At 27.8% G+C, this 20,439-nt stretch carries 19 protein-coding genes and 1 pseudogene; 3 read left to right on the top strand and 17 right to left on the bottom strand.

Annotation, left to right across the window (positions count from 1 at the left end; translation table 11 throughout):
* Window positions 1-77 precede the first annotated feature (77 nt).
* From Q0J69_RS11960 to Q0J69_RS11945, 4 genes and pseudogenes are all read right to left on the bottom strand, one after another.
* Window positions 78-899, bottom strand: coding sequence for an RnfABCDGE type electron transport complex subunit B (locus Q0J69_RS11960; protein ID WP_297207884.1), 822 nt, complete (start codon window positions 897-899; stop codon window positions 78-80).
* A 44-nt stretch (window positions 900-943) separates the two neighbouring features.
* Window positions 944-1,525 carry an electron transport complex subunit RsxA gene (rsxA, locus tag Q0J69_RS11955; protein WP_297207883.1) on the bottom strand — a complete coding sequence of 194 codons (582 nt, stop codon included), beginning with the start codon at window positions 1,523-1,525 and terminating at the stop codon, window positions 944-946.
* Window positions 1,518-2,177, bottom strand: a complete 660-nt coding sequence (locus Q0J69_RS11950) for an electron transport complex subunit E (RefSeq protein ID WP_297207881.1) — start codon at window positions 2,175-2,177, stop codon at window positions 1,518-1,520. Before Q0J69_RS11950 ends, rsxA begins: the two co-directional genes overlap by 8 nt.
* A gap of 482 nt (window positions 2,178-2,659) precedes the next feature.
* Window positions 2,660-4,791, bottom strand: a pseudogene (locus tag Q0J69_RS11945) (ankyrin repeat domain-containing protein).
* Window positions 4,792-5,101: 310 nt separating this feature from the next.
* Here Q0J69_RS11945 and Q0J69_RS11940 point away from each other — a divergent pair.
* Window positions 5,102-5,974 (top strand): flagellin, encoded by an 873-nt coding sequence (locus Q0J69_RS11940; RefSeq protein ID WP_297207878.1) that lies wholly within the window; start codon window positions 5,102-5,104, stop codon window positions 5,972-5,974.
* Between the two features lie 78 nt (window positions 5,975-6,052).
* Here Q0J69_RS11940 and Q0J69_RS11935 read toward each other — a convergent pair whose 3' ends face one another.
* The 5 genes from Q0J69_RS11935 to Q0J69_RS11915 form a co-directional block, all read right to left on the bottom strand.
* Window positions 6,053-6,430, bottom strand: a complete 378-nt coding sequence (locus Q0J69_RS11935; RefSeq protein WP_297207876.1) for a helix-turn-helix transcriptional regulator — start codon at window positions 6,428-6,430, stop codon at window positions 6,053-6,055.
* Between the two features lie 5 nt (window positions 6,431-6,435).
* Window positions 6,436-6,660: a hypothetical protein gene (locus tag Q0J69_RS11930; protein ID WP_297207874.1), complete on the bottom strand. Its 225-nt coding sequence runs from the start codon at window positions 6,658-6,660 to the stop codon at window positions 6,436-6,438.
* 171 nt (window positions 6,661-6,831) lie between these two features.
* Window positions 6,832-7,935 (bottom strand): glycosyltransferase 61 family protein, encoded by a 1,104-nt coding sequence (locus Q0J69_RS11925; RefSeq protein ID WP_297207872.1) that lies wholly within the window; start codon window positions 7,933-7,935, stop codon window positions 6,832-6,834.
* Window positions 7,936-8,085: 150 nt separating this feature from the next.
* Entirely contained in the window at window positions 8,086-8,610 is a 525-nt protein-coding gene (locus tag Q0J69_RS11920) for a DJ-1/PfpI family protein (RefSeq protein WP_297207870.1), read from the bottom strand.
* 50 nt (window positions 8,611-8,660) lie between these two features.
* Window positions 8,661-10,154, bottom strand: coding sequence for a glycogen/starch synthase (locus Q0J69_RS11915; protein ID WP_297207868.1), 1,494 nt, complete (start codon window positions 10,152-10,154; stop codon window positions 8,661-8,663).
* A gap of 177 nt (window positions 10,155-10,331) precedes the next feature.
* On the opposite strand from Q0J69_RS11915, the gene Q0J69_RS11910 reads away from it, so the two are divergent.
* A complete protein-coding gene (locus tag Q0J69_RS11910) occupies window positions 10,332-10,895 on the top strand; it encodes a GNAT family N-acetyltransferase (protein ID WP_297207867.1) in 564 nt (187 codons plus the stop codon).
* 80 nt (window positions 10,896-10,975) lie between these two features.
* Entirely contained in the window at window positions 10,976-12,004 is a 1,029-nt protein-coding gene (locus Q0J69_RS11905) for a DUF3089 domain-containing protein (protein ID WP_297207864.1), read from the top strand.
* 93 nt (window positions 12,005-12,097) lie between these two features.
* On the opposite strand, the gene Q0J69_RS11900 is transcribed toward Q0J69_RS11905, so the two are convergent.
* The 8 genes from Q0J69_RS11900 to Q0J69_RS11865 all read right to left on the bottom strand — a co-directional run bounded on the left by Q0J69_RS11900 (window position 12,098) and on the right by Q0J69_RS11865 (window position 20,186).
* The gene (locus Q0J69_RS11900) at window positions 12,098-12,649 is read right to left on the bottom strand and encodes a hypothetical protein (protein WP_297207862.1); all 552 of its coding nucleotides are present in this window, start codon (window positions 12,647-12,649) and stop codon (window positions 12,098-12,100) included.
* Between the two features lie 4 nt (window positions 12,650-12,653).
* Entirely contained in the window at window positions 12,654-13,487 is an 834-nt protein-coding gene (locus Q0J69_RS11895; protein ID WP_297207860.1) for a metal ABC transporter permease, read from the bottom strand.
* On the bottom strand, window positions 13,487-14,179 hold the full coding sequence (locus tag Q0J69_RS11890; protein ID WP_297207859.1) for a metal ABC transporter ATP-binding protein: 693 nt from the start codon (window positions 14,177-14,179) through the stop codon (window positions 13,487-13,489). The genes Q0J69_RS11895 and Q0J69_RS11890 overlap by 1 nt, the downstream gene beginning before the upstream one ends.
* On the bottom strand, window positions 14,180-15,175 hold the full coding sequence (locus Q0J69_RS11885) for a metal ABC transporter substrate-binding protein (RefSeq protein ID WP_297207857.1): 996 nt from the start codon (window positions 15,173-15,175) through the stop codon (window positions 14,180-14,182).
* Window positions 15,176-15,650: 475 nt separating this feature from the next.
* Window positions 15,651-16,259 carry a hypothetical protein gene (locus Q0J69_RS11880; RefSeq protein WP_297207855.1) on the bottom strand — a complete coding sequence of 203 codons (609 nt, stop codon included), beginning with the start codon at window positions 16,257-16,259 and terminating at the stop codon, window positions 15,651-15,653.
* Between the two features lie 286 nt (window positions 16,260-16,545).
* Window positions 16,546-17,400: a toxin A gene (locus Q0J69_RS11875; protein ID WP_297207853.1), complete on the bottom strand. Its 855-nt coding sequence runs from the start codon at window positions 17,398-17,400 to the stop codon at window positions 16,546-16,548.
* Window positions 17,401-17,519: 119 nt separating this feature from the next.
* A complete protein-coding gene (gene recA / locus Q0J69_RS11870; protein ID WP_297207851.1) occupies window positions 17,520-18,803 on the bottom strand; it encodes a recombinase RecA in 1,284 nt (427 codons plus the stop codon).
* Between the two features lie 99 nt (window positions 18,804-18,902).
* On the bottom strand, window positions 18,903-20,186 hold the full coding sequence (locus tag Q0J69_RS11865; RefSeq protein WP_297207850.1) for a PD-(D/E)XK nuclease family protein: 1,284 nt from the start codon (window positions 20,184-20,186) through the stop codon (window positions 18,903-18,905).
* Window positions 20,187-20,439 lie beyond the last annotated feature (253 nt).

The raw sequence follows: 20,439 nt of genomic DNA, 5'->3' as shown, positions 1-20,439 counted from the left end.
TAATTTAATATAATAAAAAAACAAGAGCCTTAAAAAGAACTCTTGTTTTTAAACTTTAATAATATACTAAAAATTAATCATACATTCTTAACGGAATTAACTCTCTCATTAGTGATAGCTTTAGTAGGACATTTAGCTATACTTTCATTTGTTATAGAATAATCATCATAATTAACTATAGCAAGATAATTATCTATCTTCATTCCGCCCTCTTTAGTTGCTTTCACACAAATACTGCATCCTATACAAGCTCTGTCGCAAGCCTTTTTAGCAACAGGACCTTTATCTTTAGATTTACAGTAAACATGAAATTCCTGAGAAACTGGATGTATTTCTATAAGTTTTTGAGGACAAGCTTTAACACATGCATTACATGAAACACATTTATCTTCAACAATAACAGGCATTCCAGTATTTTCGTCTTTAATAATAGCACCAAATTCACATGCTCTCATACAGTCATAAAGACCAACACATCCATAAGCACAATCTTTGTTTCCCCCAGCCATAACAGCAGAAACACAAGTCTGAGCACCATTATATACTTTGTTAGACTTAGCTATGCCATTATGTCCATGACAGAAAATATAAGCTCTAGTTCTTTCCTTTTGAGGAGGAGCAACCTTTCCTAGAAATTCAGCTACCATAGCAGCAGTATCAGCACCTCCTACAGAACATCCGTCTACAGGAGCTTTATCATCAACTAAAGCCTTAGCAAATTGAGCACAACCAGGAAAACCGCAGCCGCCGCAGTTAGCACCAGGAAGCTTTGCTGTAAGTTCTGTTACCCTCTCATCTACTTCAACTCTAAAAATCTTTGAAGAAAATATTAATAAAACAGCCAATATCAAAGCAATTAAGCCTGAAGATATTGAAGCTACTAAAACCGATGTCATCATTTTAACTATCCTTTACTTATAACACTATATTTAGTATTATAAAATCATATTTTAATTATACCAGAGAAACCATAGAAAATAAGAGCAAGTATGCCTGCAGTAATAAAAGGCATAGCAGGACCCTTAAAAGCCTCAGGTATATCAGCAGTAGCTAAACGTTCTCTTATGCTAGCCATTATAACTAATGCCAATGTAAAACCAACGCCTGCACCTAAAGCAAACACTATATTTTGTATAAAATTGTATTTATATAAAACACCGAATAAAGCCAAACCTAATACACAGCAGTTAGTAGTTATTAAAGGAAGGAAAATACCTAAAGCAAGATATAAACTTTCACTTGTTTTTCTAACAACCATCTCAACAAATTGTACCAAAGCAGCTATAACAATAATAAATAGAATAGTTTGTAAAAATTCAATTTTGAATGGAACTAATATATAGTATTGAATCATCCAACTTACAGCTGCAGTCAAAACAAGTACAAAAGTAACCGCAATACCCATACTGATTGCTGAGTCCAATTTATTAGATACACCCAAGAAAGGACATATACCTAAAAATTTAGTTAGTACAAAATTATTAACTAATACAGTAGCTATAAAAAGTAAAATTAAATTAACCATTAGCTTTTCCTCCTCTAGCATCTATAGCTCTTTTTATGGCAATTAAAGTACCTAAAGTAAAGAAAGCACCAGGAGCCATAATCATAACAACCCAAGGAGTAGTGATTTCATTATATGCATTCAAAGCGAAAGGCATAGCAGATTCAACAAATCCTCTTAAAGAACCAACTATATCGAATCCTAACCAGCTTCCATTACCCAATATCTCCCTAATAGAAGCAAGCAATGTCAAAGCAATAAAGAAACCTACACCATTACCCAAAGCATCAAAAATACTAGGTATAATACCATTCTTATTAGCAAAAGCTTCTGCTCTTCCTAATATAATACAGTTTACAACTATAAGCGGTATATAAGGACCTAAAGCTAAAGATAAAGTATAAAACTTGGCTTTCATTACTATATCAGTTAAAGTAACAAAAGCAGCTATAACTACAATGTATCCCATAATTCTAACTTCATTAGCATATACTTTCTTAATAAGTGAAATTAAAGCAGATGAACAAACAAGTACGAATATAGTAGCTACCGACATACCTATAGCATTCATTACACTGCTTGTAACTGCTAAGCTGGGACACATACCAAGGACCTGAACGAAAGTAGGGTTATTCTTCCATACCCCTTCCATAAATACTTGAGAATTTTTCATAATAATTAACCTTGATTTAATTAAGATTATACTCCTATATTTTACCATATATAATAATTTTTTCAAGTAATAATTAGAAATATATATAATATTATACTGTATTTAATAACATACAAAAATTGTTCTATTTAATAAAAAATTTTATTTTAATACCCCGCCCTATAAATTTAGGACTTTATTTTGAATTTATAAAATATTTATTTTTTAATACCAATTAAGAAATAGCACACCCGCCCTAGTGTTATTTAAGTTAATAAATTCTACACCGCACGCAGAGAAAAGTTATAAATATATGTTATATGCAAATTCTAATTTATATTATATTTGAAATTTTGTTAAACGTGCGTAGAGAAAATTTTTAAATTTAAAAAAGCTTGGGTGGGCATCCATCATTTCTAAATAAAGCATTAAAAAAAATTTTAAGTAGCAATTTAAAAATAAATAAAAAATATAAAGGGCGGGCAATTATAAAAAGTAAAAAATCACTTGCTGTATTTTTTGAATATGCTTTCCATTTCATCATTGCAAACTATCATAAGCTTTATATCTTTATTTATAGATAGATCCGCTCCATTTTTTAGTAAGAGTTCAAATATATAAGCATTTTTCTTTTTAGCTGCTATAACTAATGCAGTATTTCCTTCAGGGTCTGTCATGTTAATATCAGCATTATTTTTTATGAAGAACTCTGCAAGTTCTACTTGTTCTTTCTTAATAGCAAACATTAGAGGAGTATATCCGTCTTTTCCTCTTTTATTAATATCTGCATTATTATCTAATAGCATTTTTGCAATTTCTATATTTTCAACAAGAGTTAAAGGCGTATCTCCAAAATCATCTTGAAAGTTAACATCTATTCCTTTTGATATGTATTTTGATACTTTTTCAATTTCTCCGTATGAAACACTATTAAGAAATTTGGAGTTTCTCTTATATTCTTTATTATGATAACTTTTAAAAATGTTAAACATATCATAATTTTCATTTCTGCTAGCATAATATAATGCTCTTCTTCCATAAGTATCTCTTGCAAATACATCAGCTTTATTTTCTATTAAAATTTTTACTATATTAATATGATTATGCATAGCAGCAAGAATTAAAGCACTAGAACCTAATTTAGTTTGAATATTAATATAAGCATTATTTTCTATTAATAAGTTTAATATTTTTTCAGCATTATAAGAAGCAGCACACATCAAAGGAGTAATACCGTCATTATCCGCAGCATTTACATTAGCTCCTCTTTTTATAAACTCTTCTGCTATATCAAAGTCATTATCATTATTAGAAATATATTCTAAAGCTGTATTATTTAAATAACTTCTAAAATTAACATCAGCATTATGTTTTAATAATATTTTTATTATTTCTTTATAATGACTGCGTGAAGCTAAAAGTAATGCATTAAATCCGTATTTCCCGTATACAGCATTATTAATATCAACTCCTTCAGAAATATATTTCAAAACATCATCTATTTTATTTTCAATAACTGCATATAAAAATTTTATTTCTTTGGATGAAGCATCTAATATTAATTTTACCATTTTCTCTTGATAAATATTTTTATTATGTGCTATATCTAATGCAGTTTCTTCATAGTTATTTTTTAATGTCAAATCAGGATTATATTTCAAAAGAAGCTCAGCAAGCTCTATATTATGCCCATTTACGCTATACATCAGAGGGGTTTCTTTTCTATTATCTGATAAATTAATATCAGCATTATGCTCTAACAATATTTTTGCTATATCATAAGAACTATCATCACATGCAATTATCAAAGGTGTTCTGCCCCATTTATCTTGTACATTAGGACTTGCATTACATTCAAGTAAAGCTTTAACCATATCAATATTTCTACTTTCACATGCATATATTAAGGCGGTATTTTCTTCATCATTATTTTTTATTTCTGTATCAGCATTATTCTCTAATAAAGCTCTTACAAAATCAGTTTTTCCAACATAAGAAGCCCCTATTAATGCTGTGAAGCCTCTATTGTCCTTTGCATTTATATCTGCCCCATACTCTAATAATATTTTTATTATTTCTCTGCTAGGTTTATTATTTTCCATTAAGGCATAATATATTAATGCCGTTTCTCCTTTTTTATTTTTATAATTAGGGTCATAGCCATTTTCAAGCAGCATTCTAACTATTTCAGTATGATTTTGACTGCAAGCTATCATCAATGCAGTTAAATAATTATTTTCTAATGTAGTTTCTATATACATATCAGCTTTATGTTCAAGAAGAATTTTGACTACATCTGCTTTGCCATAAATACATGCATATATCAAAGCAGTATAATTATAATTGTTAGTCATGTCTACGGAAGGATTATACTCTAATAAAAGTTTTACTATATCAGTATTTCCTTTGTAAGCGGCAATCATTAAAGGAGTATATCCGTCTTTATTCTTAAAATCAATTTCAGAATATTTTTCTGAAGCAACATTTTTATTATTTTTCTTTTCAATTAATATTCTTACCATTCTAAATATATTTATACTTATATAATCACTTTTGTTTAATAAATATTTTATTTCTTGAATATTGCCGTCGTCTACAGCATTGAAAAATTCCATTTTTTTTTATTTGTAAACATCATAAACCTCTATTATTTTACTTACCCATATATAGTATATTAAAAATTATAAAATTAATCAATGTAAAGTTAATAGATTTAAAAACATATTTACATACCCACCCAAGTTTTTATTATAAATTAAAATTTGTTAACACCTAGATGTTTTATCTTAATATAACTTCATTAACATAATATTTACTAAATAAAAATAAATCTAAAGAAAAAAAATTTGATTTTAATAAAAAAAAATTAATAATTAATAACTGATAACCGATAATATTTATGTGTTCAAGGAAGGACGCATATAATTAATTCATGGAGGAACCATATGGTTATCAACAATAATATTAGTGCTATAAACGCACAACGCACTCTTAAATTTCGCCAAGTAGATTTAAGAAAAGACGCTGCTCAAATTTCTAGCGGTATGAGAATCAATCAAGCTGGTGATGATGCTTCTGGATTAGCAGTATCTGAAAAAATGCGTACTCAAATTCGTGGTTTACGCCAAGCTGAAAGAAATACTCAAGACGGTATATCTTTCATACAAACTACAGAAGGATACTTAGAAGAAACTACTAACATTCTTCAAAGAATTCGTGAATTAGCTATACAAGCTGCTAACGGTATCTATACTGATGAAGACAGACTTTATGTACAAATCGAAGTTTCTCAATTAGTAGACGAAATCGACAGAGTTGCTTCACATGCTCAATTCAATAAGCTTAACATGTTGACTGGTAGATTTGCTAGATCTACAGGAGAAAATACTCCTACAGCTTCTATGTGGTTGCATATTGGTGCTAACATGGATGAAAGAAAACGTGTTTATATAGGTACTATGAACAGCCAAGCTCTTGGACTTAAAAACCCAGTTGGACCAGCTACTACAGCTACATTCATCAGTGTTTCTAGCCCATCTAAAGCTAACTCTGTTATAGGTATGGTAGACGAAGCTCTTCTTAAAGTATTAAAACAAAGATCTGACTTAGGTGCTTATCAAAACAGATTAGAAATGACTGCTCAAGGCTTAATGATTGGATTCGAAAACATGCAGGCTTCTGAAAGCAGAATTCGTGATACAGATATGGCTGAAGCATCAGTTAAACTTGCTAAAGATCAAATTCTTAACCAAGCTAACTTGTCTATGCTTGCTCAAGCTAATCAGTTACCACAAGGTGCTCTTAGATTATTACAATAATTAATATTCAATTAGTTTTGTAATATTAACCATATTGAGGGAGACATTCTTAAATGAGTGCCTCCCTTTATTTTATGATTATAGCTCTATAACCATTTTAAATTGACAGCATATCTCTTTCTTTATTGCTTTAATACTTTGCGATATTGAAGACTGACTTACATTAAATATCTCAGCCAATTCAGATTGTGTCTTACCTTCTGAAAATAATTTTAATAATTCCTTTTGCTTAGGAGTCAATATAGCTATAACTAAATTAGATAATCTGCTGTATTCATTATTTGTTAATGAACTATAGTATATTATATTATCCAAATCATCATTACTTAATAGAACTTCCCTGCTGTCAATGGTATCAATATTATGCTTTCTTTTGCCAAGGCTTTTATTAAGTTCATTTAATACCATATCACATAATTTATTACAAGTTTCATATTTAGGACATAAATTACACATTATTATTAATACTCCTTCAAAATATTTAATATAATATCTAAAACTTCAGGATTATAATTAGATGTATCAATATTATCTAATTTGCTTATAGCATTATTAACATCAACACGCATTATAACCCACTCCTCCCAATTATATTTCTTGTTATAAAAGTAATCATCCTCCTTTATATTGTCTAATATATTTTTTATTAATTTCTTGTGATAAAGTTTATTTTGAAATGGTTTCATATATAAGCTCCTACTTATACAGTACAAATAAATACTGTATAAGTATCTTATATATCAAATTTAAATAAATTACAAGCAGATATAATGTATTTTTATACAATAATTTAAAATTGCTATGACATTAAATATTAAATATTACACATTTAATACTAATATTATAAAATATATAAATTAATTCTTTTCAAATTCGTTTAAAACAGATTTAAATTTATTTATATCGAGATAAAAATCAAAATCATTCATTCTGTTATGTTTATTATGGTAAACATAATTATTTTCATCTCTCTCTATGTATTGAAAATAACCCTTACCATCATCTCTTATCTTATTTATTATATATTTATGAGTATCTTCAGGTCTTATAAAAGGCATAATACCAAGAACAGATATATTTTCTCTTGCACAAACAAGATTTGTAAGCCCGCTTCCTAATATAGAAATAATTTTATCAGCATTATAAAACATACAAAACTGCTCTTGTAAAGAATATTCTTCAGGACAGACTATATCATATCCCAACTTAGATAATATATCTATAAGTTCATTTTCATTTAGTATTCTTCTAGTTTTTACATTTCTTCTAGTCAAATATATTTTTTTAGGAAATTTATTAACATCATAATCTTTTATTAATTCTTTAGCTAATTCTCTATATCTATTACAAATCCATATATCAGGGTAATGAGTATCCTCACTAGGAAAAGATGATAAATATAAATTTTCGCACAAAATTTCTGTTTGATCAGAAATATATATTATTTTCTTTTTATCAAGACCAAAAATTTTCAAACTATCATTATGAAATTTTGATTTACATCCGTCACCCAAAATAACAGCATCTATTTTATCAAGATATCCAGAATCCCTTAATATAAATAACTTAGGCAGAGTTTCATGTATCCAATGTCCAAAGCAAACATTCCATATAGACTGAAGGCTAAATACATTTAAATCAGTCTTTTTTCTAAATCTAAATTTATAAAAGGCAAATCTTCCTCCAAGTTCTTCTACAAGATTTAATACCTTATTAAACGGCAATACCTCTTTTATCAAATTATTATTTTCTGTAAAATAAAATCCCCAACTCGAGTATATTTTAACATTTTTTAATTTGCAAAGGAAATTATCAATATTAGAATTAGGGTATTTTATAGGTATATATATTTCTTTATCTATATCTTTTATAGAAACAGCATTATCTTTCAAATAATTCTTTACTTTACTTCCTATCTTTCTTCTAATAGAAGCATTCAAAACTTTATTACCAAATCCCATAATAAAACCCCATAAAATATATAAATCATAATTTACTATAATTTTAAAAATTATTAAGATATTTATATATAGATTACTTTTTAATTAATTCTATAAATTCTATAATAAAAGGGATTTTATATCCCTCTTATTAAATGAATTAATTAAAAATTAAGAAATGCCGTTTAAGACACCAATTACAGCATTAGCGAAATCTTTAGATGAACTAGGTCCGTTTGCTGTTATAATATTTCCAGATACTACAACACTCTCATTAGATATATTAGCATTGCCATGTCTTACATGAGATTCATCAGCAGAAAGACAAGTAACATTAATGCCATCTAATATTTTAGCATTAGCCATAATAACAACACCGCTTCCTATACCTGCAACTATTTTTTGATTATCTAAAAATAATTTAGCAAGCCCCTGAGTACGCCAATCATCCCATAAAGTTATACATCCAATACCGCCTATAAATACAACAGCATCAAATTCAACAGCATCAACCTCACTGAAAAGCAAATCTATATTGGCAATACCGCCTAATTTTCCCTGAGCTGTACCTATAAAAGTAGATGATACTTCTGTTCTATATCCTGCAGATTCAAATACCTTTTTACTTTCAAAATATTCTTCATCCTGAAAATTTTGTCCAGACATTACATACAAAATATTATTCGTTTTTTCCATTTACTAAACTCTCCGATTATTATTTATTATTTATATAAAAATTACTAGCTTTATAATCCGCAGTTTCTATCATAATTGTTTTTATTTAAAATAGCAAGTTCATAAGCCTTAACATATTCTCTAGCACTTTTCTCCCAAGAATTATCTATCTTCATACCCCTCTTCTGCATTTCAATAAATCTGTCCCTATGATCATAATAAACACTTACAGCCCATCCTATAGTATTATATAATGCAGAATCAGTAGAATCATAAAATTTAAATCCTGTACCCTCTCCTGTTTGTTCATTATAATTTTGAACAGTATCTTCAAGCCCTCCAGTAGCATGTACAATAGGTAAAGTTCCATATTTCAAAGAATACATCTGATTAAGTCCGCAAGGTTCAAATAATGAAGGCATAACAAACAAATCGCATCCAGCCTCTATCAAATGTGCTAATTCATTACTATATCCTATATAAGAACCAACTCTTGTAGGGTATCTCTTAGGCAAATCTCCAAAGAAATTTTCAAGTCCTTTATCTCCTGTTCCAAGTATGCAGAATTGAATTTTCATATTATTAACTAATGAATCTATTATAGAAGCTATAAAATGATATCCCTTCTGATCTACAAATCTTCCTACAGCACCTATTAATACAACATCATCATCCTCTTCTAATAAAAATCTTTTCTGCAGTTCTTTTTTACATACTTTTTTACCTTCCATCTTATCTGCAGAGAAATTGGCAGGTATATATTTATCTTTTTCAGGGGACCATTCATTTTCATCTATGCCATTAAGTATTCCAAAGAAACTTGTTGTTTTATTCTGCAAATAAGGTGCCATTCCATGCCCTCCGTAAGGATAAGATATCTCTTTTGCATAAGTAGGACTTACTGTAGTAACAACATCAGAGAAAAATATTCCGCCTTTTAAAAAGTTAATATTTCCATGATCCTCAAATGTATCAGGACTAAAATTATTCCATCCTAATCCTAAATAATCATAAGTAGTTGCTGCATTATATATACCCTGATAATTAGCATTATGTATAGTAAGCAAACTTGCAGCTCTTCCTATTTTATCATTCCAATGCCAAGTTTTTATATATGCAGGAATTGCCGCTGTCTGCCAGTCATTTACATGCACAACATCAACATCAAACTGTAAATCCTTGCATAACTGCAAAGCAGCACGTGAAAAGAACCCAAATCTCCAAGCATTATCCTGATAATCATTAAAAGAGGCATCATGATAAAGCCCTTCTCTGCTGAAGAAACTATGATGTTCTATAAAATAAAAATCTACGCCGTCTTTAACAGTTTTAAATACAGAACACCATTCCTCTCCATTGCCCATCCATACTCCCATAGTAGGAAGCACATTTTCTAAATAACAATCCTGAAAATTAATATCTCTATATTTAGGAAGAACAACAAAAGCCTCTACATCTAATTTTTTCAAATATATTGGTAATGAACCAACAACATCAGCAAGACCGCCTGTTTTAATAAATGGTGCTGCTTCTGATGATGCTATCATAACTTTCATTTTAGCCATAAAAAACCTCTAAAAATTGGAATATATTTTTAAATATATAACTTTATTTAAAAAGTTCAAGTATAATTATAAAAATTATGATTACTCATACTTAAATTATATAAAAATATATACTATATTTACTTAATTATAAAAATAGTATATAATCGGACTAATAATATATTTAGAGGTGTTTTTATGATTAAATTAATTGAAATGAAATATGATTTAAAAAATAAAAATTTTTATGAAGAGTTATACAATGAGGCATTTCCTCCTGAAGAAAGATGGTCGTTTTCTATGACTTTACAAAATAAAGATAATCATAATTATAAATTTTATGGTATATTAGATGATGAAACACCTATAGGATTAACTATGCTATGGTATTTAGATGATTTTAATTACGGAGAGTATCTAGCTATAGACAAAAAATTAAGAGGAAAAAATTACGGCTCTGAGGTTCTAACTAAAATACTTGATATACTTAAAGATAAATTAATTGTAATAGAGGTAGAACCTTATGAATTAAATGAAATTGCTAAAAAACGTATTGACTGGTATAAAAGATTCGGACTTATATTAGCCGAATATGATTATGATATGCCATGCATAGATAAAGACAACAAAATATCAACTATGAAAATGAGAATAATGACAAGCCGTGCTATAAAAAGTAAAGAAGAGCATGACAAAATAACTAAAATACTATATGATAAAGTATACAAACCTAGATTAGATGAAATTGATAAATGGAGATAATATATTAAAAACTATTTTAAGAATTGATTTTAATACCTTTGCATTTATAATTATATGACATTTCAATAAAGGATGAAATTATGATTAATAAAATTAAAATATTTACTGTATTATCATTAATTATTGCTGCTGTATTAAGCTGTAATAATAATAAAACTCCAGAAACAATAGGTATAATAGAAACGGCAGATACAAAAACCGATTATTCAGATAAAAATAATTGGATGATGATAGCAGAAAATACTAATGAGAGGGAAGTTGATGTATTTTATCTATACCCTACAACTTGGGCAAGAGAAAATACAAATGAGAATATAATATGCCCTATAGATTATATTCCTATGAGAAGCGGAGCTAAAGAGATGCTTCTTCAGCATATAGGAGTATTTGATGAAACCGCAAGCGTATATGCCCCATTTTACAGACAGGCTGATGCACTATATCTTGTAGATAAAAAAAATAATATAAGCAAAGAAGAACAGGATAAATATTTTCTATCTGCACCGAAAGATGATGTTATTGCAGCATTCGACTATTATATAAAAAATTACAATAATGGAAGACCTTTTATATTGGCAGGACATTCTCAAGGTGCTATAATGATAAAAGAAATATTAAAAGATTATTTAAAAACAAATGAAAACTTACAAAATAGAATGGTTGCTGCTTATGTGCTTGGCTACTCTGTTACTCAGAAAGAGTTAGAAGAAAATCCTCATTTAAGATTTGCAAACGGCGAATATGATACAGGAGTAATAATTTCTTATAATACAGAAAGCCCAGATTTTAACGGCTATAACCCTACTCTTCTTGAAAATTCCATATCAATAAATCCTATAACTTGGACATTGGATGAAACTTTAGCTTCAAAAGAACAAAGCATTGGAGCTAATATTGCATCAAATTACGGAAATCCTACTAAAATAGCAGATGCCAAAGTAGATAAAGCAAGAGGCGTTGTAAAATGCAGTACTATAAACCCTGATGATTTTTATGCAGGAGAAAAAAGCGTATTTGAAAAAGGTGTTTACCATGCTTATGATATTGCTCTTTATTATTATGATTTGAAAGAGAATGTAAAAAAAAGAGTTGGGGCTTTTTGGAAATAACATTATAATATAAAAATGGACAAGATAATAAATATATAATTATCTTGTCCGCAACATGGTTTATAAAATATAAATATACGAAATTATCTAATTTTAATTAGCTACAAATTCTTTTCCTCTCTTATCAAGTACATTCAAACTTATAGCATTGAGTCTAACTGTTTCATAATTATCTATATCAAGTATCTCTACAACACCTACAACCTCTATCCAGTCCTGAGGATTAGGTATTTTTCCATTATAATTAAACTCAAAACCCGCAACTCCGTCATATCCGCAGCATCCAGGTCCGTATCTAAATACAAAATTGAGTTTCTCTCCTGTTTCCTCATCTGTAAAACCGTCATATATACCTTCAAGTTTTATTAATTTTCCCCTATAATCATCAGGATTCAAATAAACATCATTGCATTGATTAATAAACATTCTCTCCTTTATCTCTATAATATTATTCATATCAATTTTAGATGTATCATTAGAATTGGTTTTATCATTAGACTTATCTCTAGGATTACCGTAATCATATTTTTTCTGCGGTATATCAACATAATTTTTTTCTATATCAAACCATCCGTCATTATATTCTTTTTTTGAACAAGAAGAAAATGATAACAATACAATAAATAAAAATAATACAGCTTTCATTATTTCAATTCCTCCAATTAAATTGTTTTATAATCTTTCCTATTACAGAAAATATTAAAAGCATAGCTAAATTAACCATAACAATACATGCTCCCGTAGGATACTCTAATTGAAATGATGCCACTATACCTACAAAAAAACAAAATACCGACAGTACAGCTGATGAAATTACAACACTTTTAAAAGTATTAAAAACTCTCATAGATGTTAATGCTGGAAAGATGATAAGGCTTGATATAAGCATAGCTCCCATCATACGCATGCCTAATACTATAATTAAAGATGTAAGTATAGATATAAGCATATTATAAAGTTCAGCATTAATACCTACAGCACGTGCAAAATTTTCATCAAATGTTACCAAAAATATCTTATTATAAAATAAAATATATAGTACTATAATTATAACACTTGAAGTGATGCTTATGTAAACTTCGCTTTTACTCATAGCAAGTATACTTCCAAACATGTAATTGCATACATCAGTATTTATCCCAGTTTTTACCGTAATAGCTATAATACCAACAGCCAAAGATACACTAGATATCAAAGCAATAGCTGCATCTCCTTTTATTTTACTGTTTTCGCTAAGTCTTAAAAGAAGTATAGATGCAAGGGCTACAATAGGTATAGAAAGCTGTAAAGTAGAAAATCCCAGCATCATTGAAAGAGATAAAGCACCAAATCCTACATTTGAAAGACCAATACCAATCATGGAATATCTTTTTAAAACCAAATTAACGCCCAAAAGTGCAGAACATAATGATACTAATATTCCAACAACAACAGCCCTAACTATGAAAGTATATGAAAAAAGTTCCTGAAGCAAAGCAATCATTATTTCATATCCTCCCCTAATATTCTTTTGTATATATCAGTTTTTATATAATCTTCTGTACTTCCAAAGAAAAGTATATTTTTATTTAAATGAAGTATTTTATTAGAATATTTTACTGCATTTGCTATATCATGTGAAATCATTATAATAGTAACTTCATTATTAAGTTTTTTTATTAAATTATAAAGATCAGCAGTTGCTATAGGGTCAAGTCCCGTAGAAGGTTCATCAAGTATAAGAAGCTCTTTAGCAGAACATAATGCTCTAGCTAATGCTACTCTCTGCTGCTGTCCCCCTGAAAGGTCTTTATATGATTTATTTTTTAAATTTTCTATATTAAGTTTTTTTAAATTTTCTAAAGCTGATTTTTTATCAATAGAAGTATAAAAAGGCAGAAACTTCTTCTTATTTAGTCTTCCTGATATAACAACCTCAAATACACTTGCAGGAAATGATTTCTGAACTATTCCCTGCTGAGGAAGATAGCCTATCTCATTTTTCTTGATGCCGTCAAATGAAATTCCGCCTTTTTTATATTTTATAAGTCCAAGTATAGTTTTTATCAAAGTAGTTTTGCCTGAACCATTTTCTCCTATTATAGAAAGATAATCCCCTCTATTTAAAGAAAAACTTATATTAGACAATACCTCATTACTGTCATAAAATACTGACAAATCCTTTATATTCAACATTCAATTCAACCCTTTCTTCAAACTCTCTAAATTATTACTCATAATCGATAAATATGTAATACCAGAATCAAATTCTTCTTTGCTTACATTTTGTCCTGAATGAAGCTGTAATTTAGATACACCTGTCTGTTCAATTATAGTATCTGCTATCTTTCCATTACTCAGTTCTATATAATATAAATAAGGTATATTATTATCTTTAATATAATTTATTAAATAAGCAATAGTTTTGGGACTAGCATCAAGCTGACTGCTGCATCCTGTAAAAGGTGCTCTATATTCCAAACCATATTCATCTGCCAAATATCTAAAGGGAAACCTATCTCCTAATACTATATTTTTTCTTTTAGATGAGTTTATAGCTTCTCTCATTTTATTGTCTAAAACTAATAATTCTTTATTGTATTTATCAGCATTAGATTTATATGTGTCAGCATTATCAGGATCAATTTCAGACATAGCATTTGCAATAGCATTTACCATCAAAACAGCATTTTTAGGAGAAGTCCATATATGTTCATCATAAACACCTTCATGAGTATGAGATTCTTCTACATGTTCATCATGCTCATCATGATTTTCTTCGCCTTCATGATTATGTTCCTCATCATGCTCCATACCCTCAACAATCTCTTCATCCAATGCCGTAACATAATCTATTAACCTTATTATTTTTTTACCATTGGTGTCCATTGAATTGATTATTTTTTCAGCCCACTCTTCGCTCTCGCCTCCTATATATATGAATATATCAGCATTTTGTATATCTATTATATCAGCAGGTGTTGAATTAAATGAATGTATCTCCACACCGGGTTTTATTATCATTTGTAAATCTGCATTATTTGAAGCTATATTTCTAGTAAAATCATATATAGGAAATATTGTAGTTACTGCTTTTATTCTGCCATTATCATTAGATGTTCTATTATTATCATTATTATTACATGATATTAACAATACTAATAAAATTAAAATTAAATTCTTTTTATTCATTACAAATCCTTTAAATATTTTTTGTTTTTAAAAAAGAATTTATATCAGTTGCTTAATTTTACTTTTAGTCTTATTGGAGTGATGCAAGTCTTGTATAATATATTACTCTGCTTTATAAATACAATTTGAGTTAAAGATAAATATATTATTATGAAGAAAAATATACCTAGTATTTTTGATATCTTATTTATTATTTTTACTATGAACATCAGCTTTAAACAAGTTCCGCAATTTTCATTTAAACAATGATGATCACACTGCGATATTATATAGTATGAAGGAATAACATACATAGATAATGCAAAAATAATAGCCAACGTTACAAGCAATAACTTCATAATATCTTTTATTATAATTTATAATAAATAATTGTCAATTATGAATATCTTTTTTATTATTCAAAATATCAATACTTATTATAAAATATTAATTTTACAAGCAAACCTTATATAATTATTACTAATAAAATAATACTTTATAATTCAATATATAAAACAGGGTTGGAAATATCAGCAAAAATTGGTATTTCAATTAAAAAAGAATCTTTTAAATCATAAACATTAACATCCCTTAATTCATCATAAGAAGAAATATAACATGCACTTACAGTAGGTATGTAAGTTTTTGAAACTATTAACTTCATTTTCATTGAACTAAACATAGAAGAATACTCACTATAATCACTTGTATCATCAGAACGTTCAAAAGGCACAAACATAAATTTATTTCCGCTTCTTACAGGAAGTAAATAACTGTCGCTTTCTTTCAAATCTTTTTCTTTGATTGTACCATTTACATAAAGCCCTATTTCATTATCATTATTTATACGTTTAAATTTAAAATTTCTAGGATAATTACTTTTAGCTTCTTTTTCCATTCCGTATAAAATCTCATCATAATAGCTCTCAGGCACATTATCTTCATAACCTTCGTATAAAGCGGATAATTCCACCACAGATTTTGATACTGTAACTATTGCAATAATGCTTATAGTATCATTCTCATCTATTGTAACATATTGGGTATAGTCCAAACAAGACATAAAAAATAAAGAAAATAATATAGAAATAAAAATCTTTTTCATAAATTAATCCCTTAATATTTAGTTAACATATTTTACAATAAAAAAAATAAATAACAATATAATATTTCAAAAACATAAAACTTAATTAATAAGTAATAATTTCTAAAATTTTTATTTTTATGAATTGCTGCAAATTATGCATATTAGCTCCTTTTATGACTGCATACTCAGTATAATTAGATGAAAGACTGAATATTTATACATTGAAATGAGCTATTACAAGACATATAATACATCATATTCGTAATTTTAAAATTAGATAATTTTTAATATATTAATTATTAAACTAAATGATTCTAAATGTAACCATAGCATTCATATCAAAATATAATGTTGCCCTAAATTCAGGATGTGCTATATACTGACCTATTTTCAAATTAACTTCAGTATATATCCTATTTAAAAACTCGTATTGAAAATGTCCATACGCTCCTATCGAATGCCACAGCTGTTTCGTATTATTCATATAAGCAAGCATATAATTAATTCCCACAGATAAAGGCATCAAATCAAAAAGAAGCATAGCATCAAGTTTATAGGATATATCATCCTGATCCCTTATTAAAAGAAGATCATAATCTAAATAGTATTTGCCATGCTGATTATGAGCATACTTAAAAGTTAATCCAGCCTGTAATGTTAGTCCTCTTCCTTCAAATAAAGATTTAAAGAAACTCACTTTAAATGTTGGGGTAACTTCTGCCTCAAATGAAATATTTGAAGTTTTATTAGCATTTAGTATTCCGTTTGTTCCAAATTCATCTTCAGGACTATCAAAATTTACAAATCCTCTCTTAGCAGAAGAAGTGTAATAATTAAGAAGAGAAACCTTCGCATCTATATTAAAATAACTGCTTATAGATGCATTAAGAAAAACAGTAAGCCTGTTCATTTCAGCACTTATATGATCGCTTATCCCTAAATCTGTTTTTATTCCTTCCCAAATATATCCTGGAAATACATCTGATATGAATCTATAAAATAGAAATATTCTTCCGCCGCCGTCTAAATAAGGACTAAAACGTCCATTTAAATCAGCTCCAATATATAAACCAGCCTGCAGATTTGTTTGAGCAGAAAGCGGATTAAATATTAAAAAAATATTTATTGCTAAAATAAATACAAATTTTATTAACTTCATTTGAAATATTATATCATTTTATAAAAATATGTATATCTTTTATTCTTAATTAACAATCAAATTAATAATAAAAAAAGGGCTTTATATAATAATAAAGCCCTTTAATTTTTTCAAAAATATTAATTTTTTACTGGAGTTATTATGCTGTCATCTTCAAATTCATTATCATTATAAGTTTCATCATCATTATAAGCCTCTTCTGCACTCATTAATAGATTAGAATCATCAGCATCTATTTTTTTAGAAGATTTTTTCTTTGGAGAATGTGCCTCTTCTTCAGTATTAGAATTCTCTTTTTCAGTTTCATGTTTGATTGTGCCGTTCTTTTGCTCTTCCAAATATTCAGCAAGTTTTTCTTTTACCTTATCAACTCCTCCCATATTGAGAGTTTCTCTAATTTGTATTTCAAGTTCCATACGCATTTTAGGGTCTGATGCTAAAAGCTCCCTTACCTTTTCTTTTCCTTGTGCAATCTGCTCACCATTATAATAAAACCAAGCACCGCTTCTTGTTATAATTTTTGCTTCCATTGCCAAGTCTATCAAAAGTCCTTCAGATGAAATTCCCTGACCGAATATAATTTCTAAATTAACAACTTTGAATGGAGATGATAATTTATTTTTTACAACCTTTATTTTTACTTTATGCCCTATAGTTTCATCACCTTTTTTTATCCATTCTGTTCTCCTAATATCAAGCCTAACAGAAGAATAGAACTTTAATGCCTTACCGCCTGTAGTAGTTTCAGTAGGACCAGCCCCATAACCAGTAGTGGCAATATTTTGTCTTAATTGGTTAATAAATATTACTGCAGTATTAGTATTGCTTATTATAGCAGTTAGTTTCCTCAATGCATGGCTCATAAGTCTAGCCTGCAAAGCTATATGAGCATCTCCTATATCTCCGGCAAGTTCAGCTTTAGATACTAAAGCAGCAACAGAGTCTACAACAACTATATCAAAAGCAGTAGAAGAAACAACTTTTTCTAATATCTCAAGAGCTTCTTCTCCGCTGTTTGGCTGCGAAATATATAAATTGTCAATATCAACCCCCAAAGCACTAGCATATACTGGGTCTAAAGCATGTTCAGCATCTATAAAAGCAGCATAACCTCCAGCCTTTTGAGCTTCAGCTATAATATGCAAAGTTAATGTAGTTTTACCAGAAGCCTCATGCCCATAAATCTCTATAATTCTTCCGCGTGGAACTCCTCCCACACCTAAAGCATGGTCAAGAGTTAATGCCCCAGTAGATATAACATCAACATTAACAGTTTTATTGCTTCCAAGCCTCATAAAAGAACCCGGACCGTATTTTTTATTTATCTGATCAGTGATAGCTTCTATAGCTTCGCTTTTACCATCTTTTTTTACTTCAGCAGTTTCTTTCTTTTTAGTAGCCATATTTAAAAATTCTCCTAAAAATTAATATTTATATAATAATATATTGTATAAAAATACATTATTTTGTCAATCTATTTATATATGAAAAAATAATATTTTTTATAAATTTTTTCTTTCTAAATATTCATAAAGTCCTATTATAATAGATACTACATCTTCAACATTAGCATTGTCATATATATATCTTGTATATAAAAAATTATTTTCATTTTCTTCTTCAAATTTCATAATATTATATATATCACTTCTAACAGAAGCATCATATAACTTATTTTTAATTTCTGCATCATTTGAAAACACACAAATATAAAACTGATTAATTGCTATCCATAATATTACAGATAATCTTAAATGTGAATCTTTTAAATTTAAAGTTATCGCCCTAGAAAAATCATCATTAATAAGATGATATTCAATGTTCTCTATTGATAAAATATAATTATTACTGTTTTCTTTATTTTCAAAATATTTATTTAATTCTTCTATAACTTTTTTTAATAAATCAATATTCTCTTTTATAGGAGAAACTTCTATTTTTTTCATTTTAATTATATTAGCAGCTCTATAAAGTAAATCAGCATAATTATTAATATCTTCAACACTATTCAATGATTTATATTCATCTGTTTCAATCAAAAATTTTTTTATAACTTTATCTTCCATATCTTCATTCCTAAATTGTTTAGTAATTAATTTTTCATTATCTCTCATCTGTATTAAACCAGAATAAAGAGAATGATATTTTATATCTTTCCATAAAAAAGAATATTCTTCTTTTCCTATTATATTTTTTTCAATAAAATCTCCAAGCTCATCATGCGATAAACAACGTATTCTATTATCTTCTGATAACTTATTATATTTATCTCCTAAAGAAGTAGGCTTATCTCCATATTTAGTTAATAAAACAACAAATAATTTCTTTTCATCAATATGCGATGATCTGTCTTTATAATAATCATATAACTGATTATTTAATTCATAGGAATTTATTTTGTTTTCTAAAATTATTTCAAAATTATTTTCACTTTTAATAAGAATATCAATTCGTCTATTTCTAGAAGTAGAAACTTCTCTATAAACATCTATTTTGCCATCAGTATTTATTTCAGTATGAGAACCTTCTTCTTCTTTTTTTATAATATAATTGGCAAAATCTCTTGCAAAGTTCACTTCTTTTTCATTATCAGCAATAAAATTTAATTTAAGCATTTCATATATTAATTTACTATTATATATTTCTAAATTAGAATAATCTAAAATTTTTATTATATTGAATTGAGGAATAATTTTTTTATTTTCTTTAGTAATTAAATCAAAAATTAAATCTTTTTTTTTACAAATTAAATTATAAAAAGAATTTAATAATTGCTCATCATTCATTTGTATTCCTAAAATTATTAAATTTTATCATATTGTACAAAAATACATTATTTTGTCAAGTATCACATTGTAAAATATATAAAATTATTCTTGTTTTTTTTATATTTCAATTTATAATATAGTAAATGGAAATATATTTCAATAATTTAAATCACTTAGCTTTAATCATCAAAGCCAGCCAGCCAGCCAGCCAGCCAGCCAGCCAGCCAGCCAGCCAGCCAGCCAGCCAGCCAGCCAGCCAGCCAGCCAGCCA

Origin of the sequence: uncultured Brachyspira sp. (assembly GCF_944388875.1) — a bacterium.
Lineage (GTDB): Bacteria > Spirochaetota > Brachyspiria > Brachyspirales > Brachyspiraceae > Brachyspira.
The sequence above is the reverse complement of the archived record's forward strand: the minus strand, read 5'-3'. Positions and strand labels throughout refer to the sequence as shown.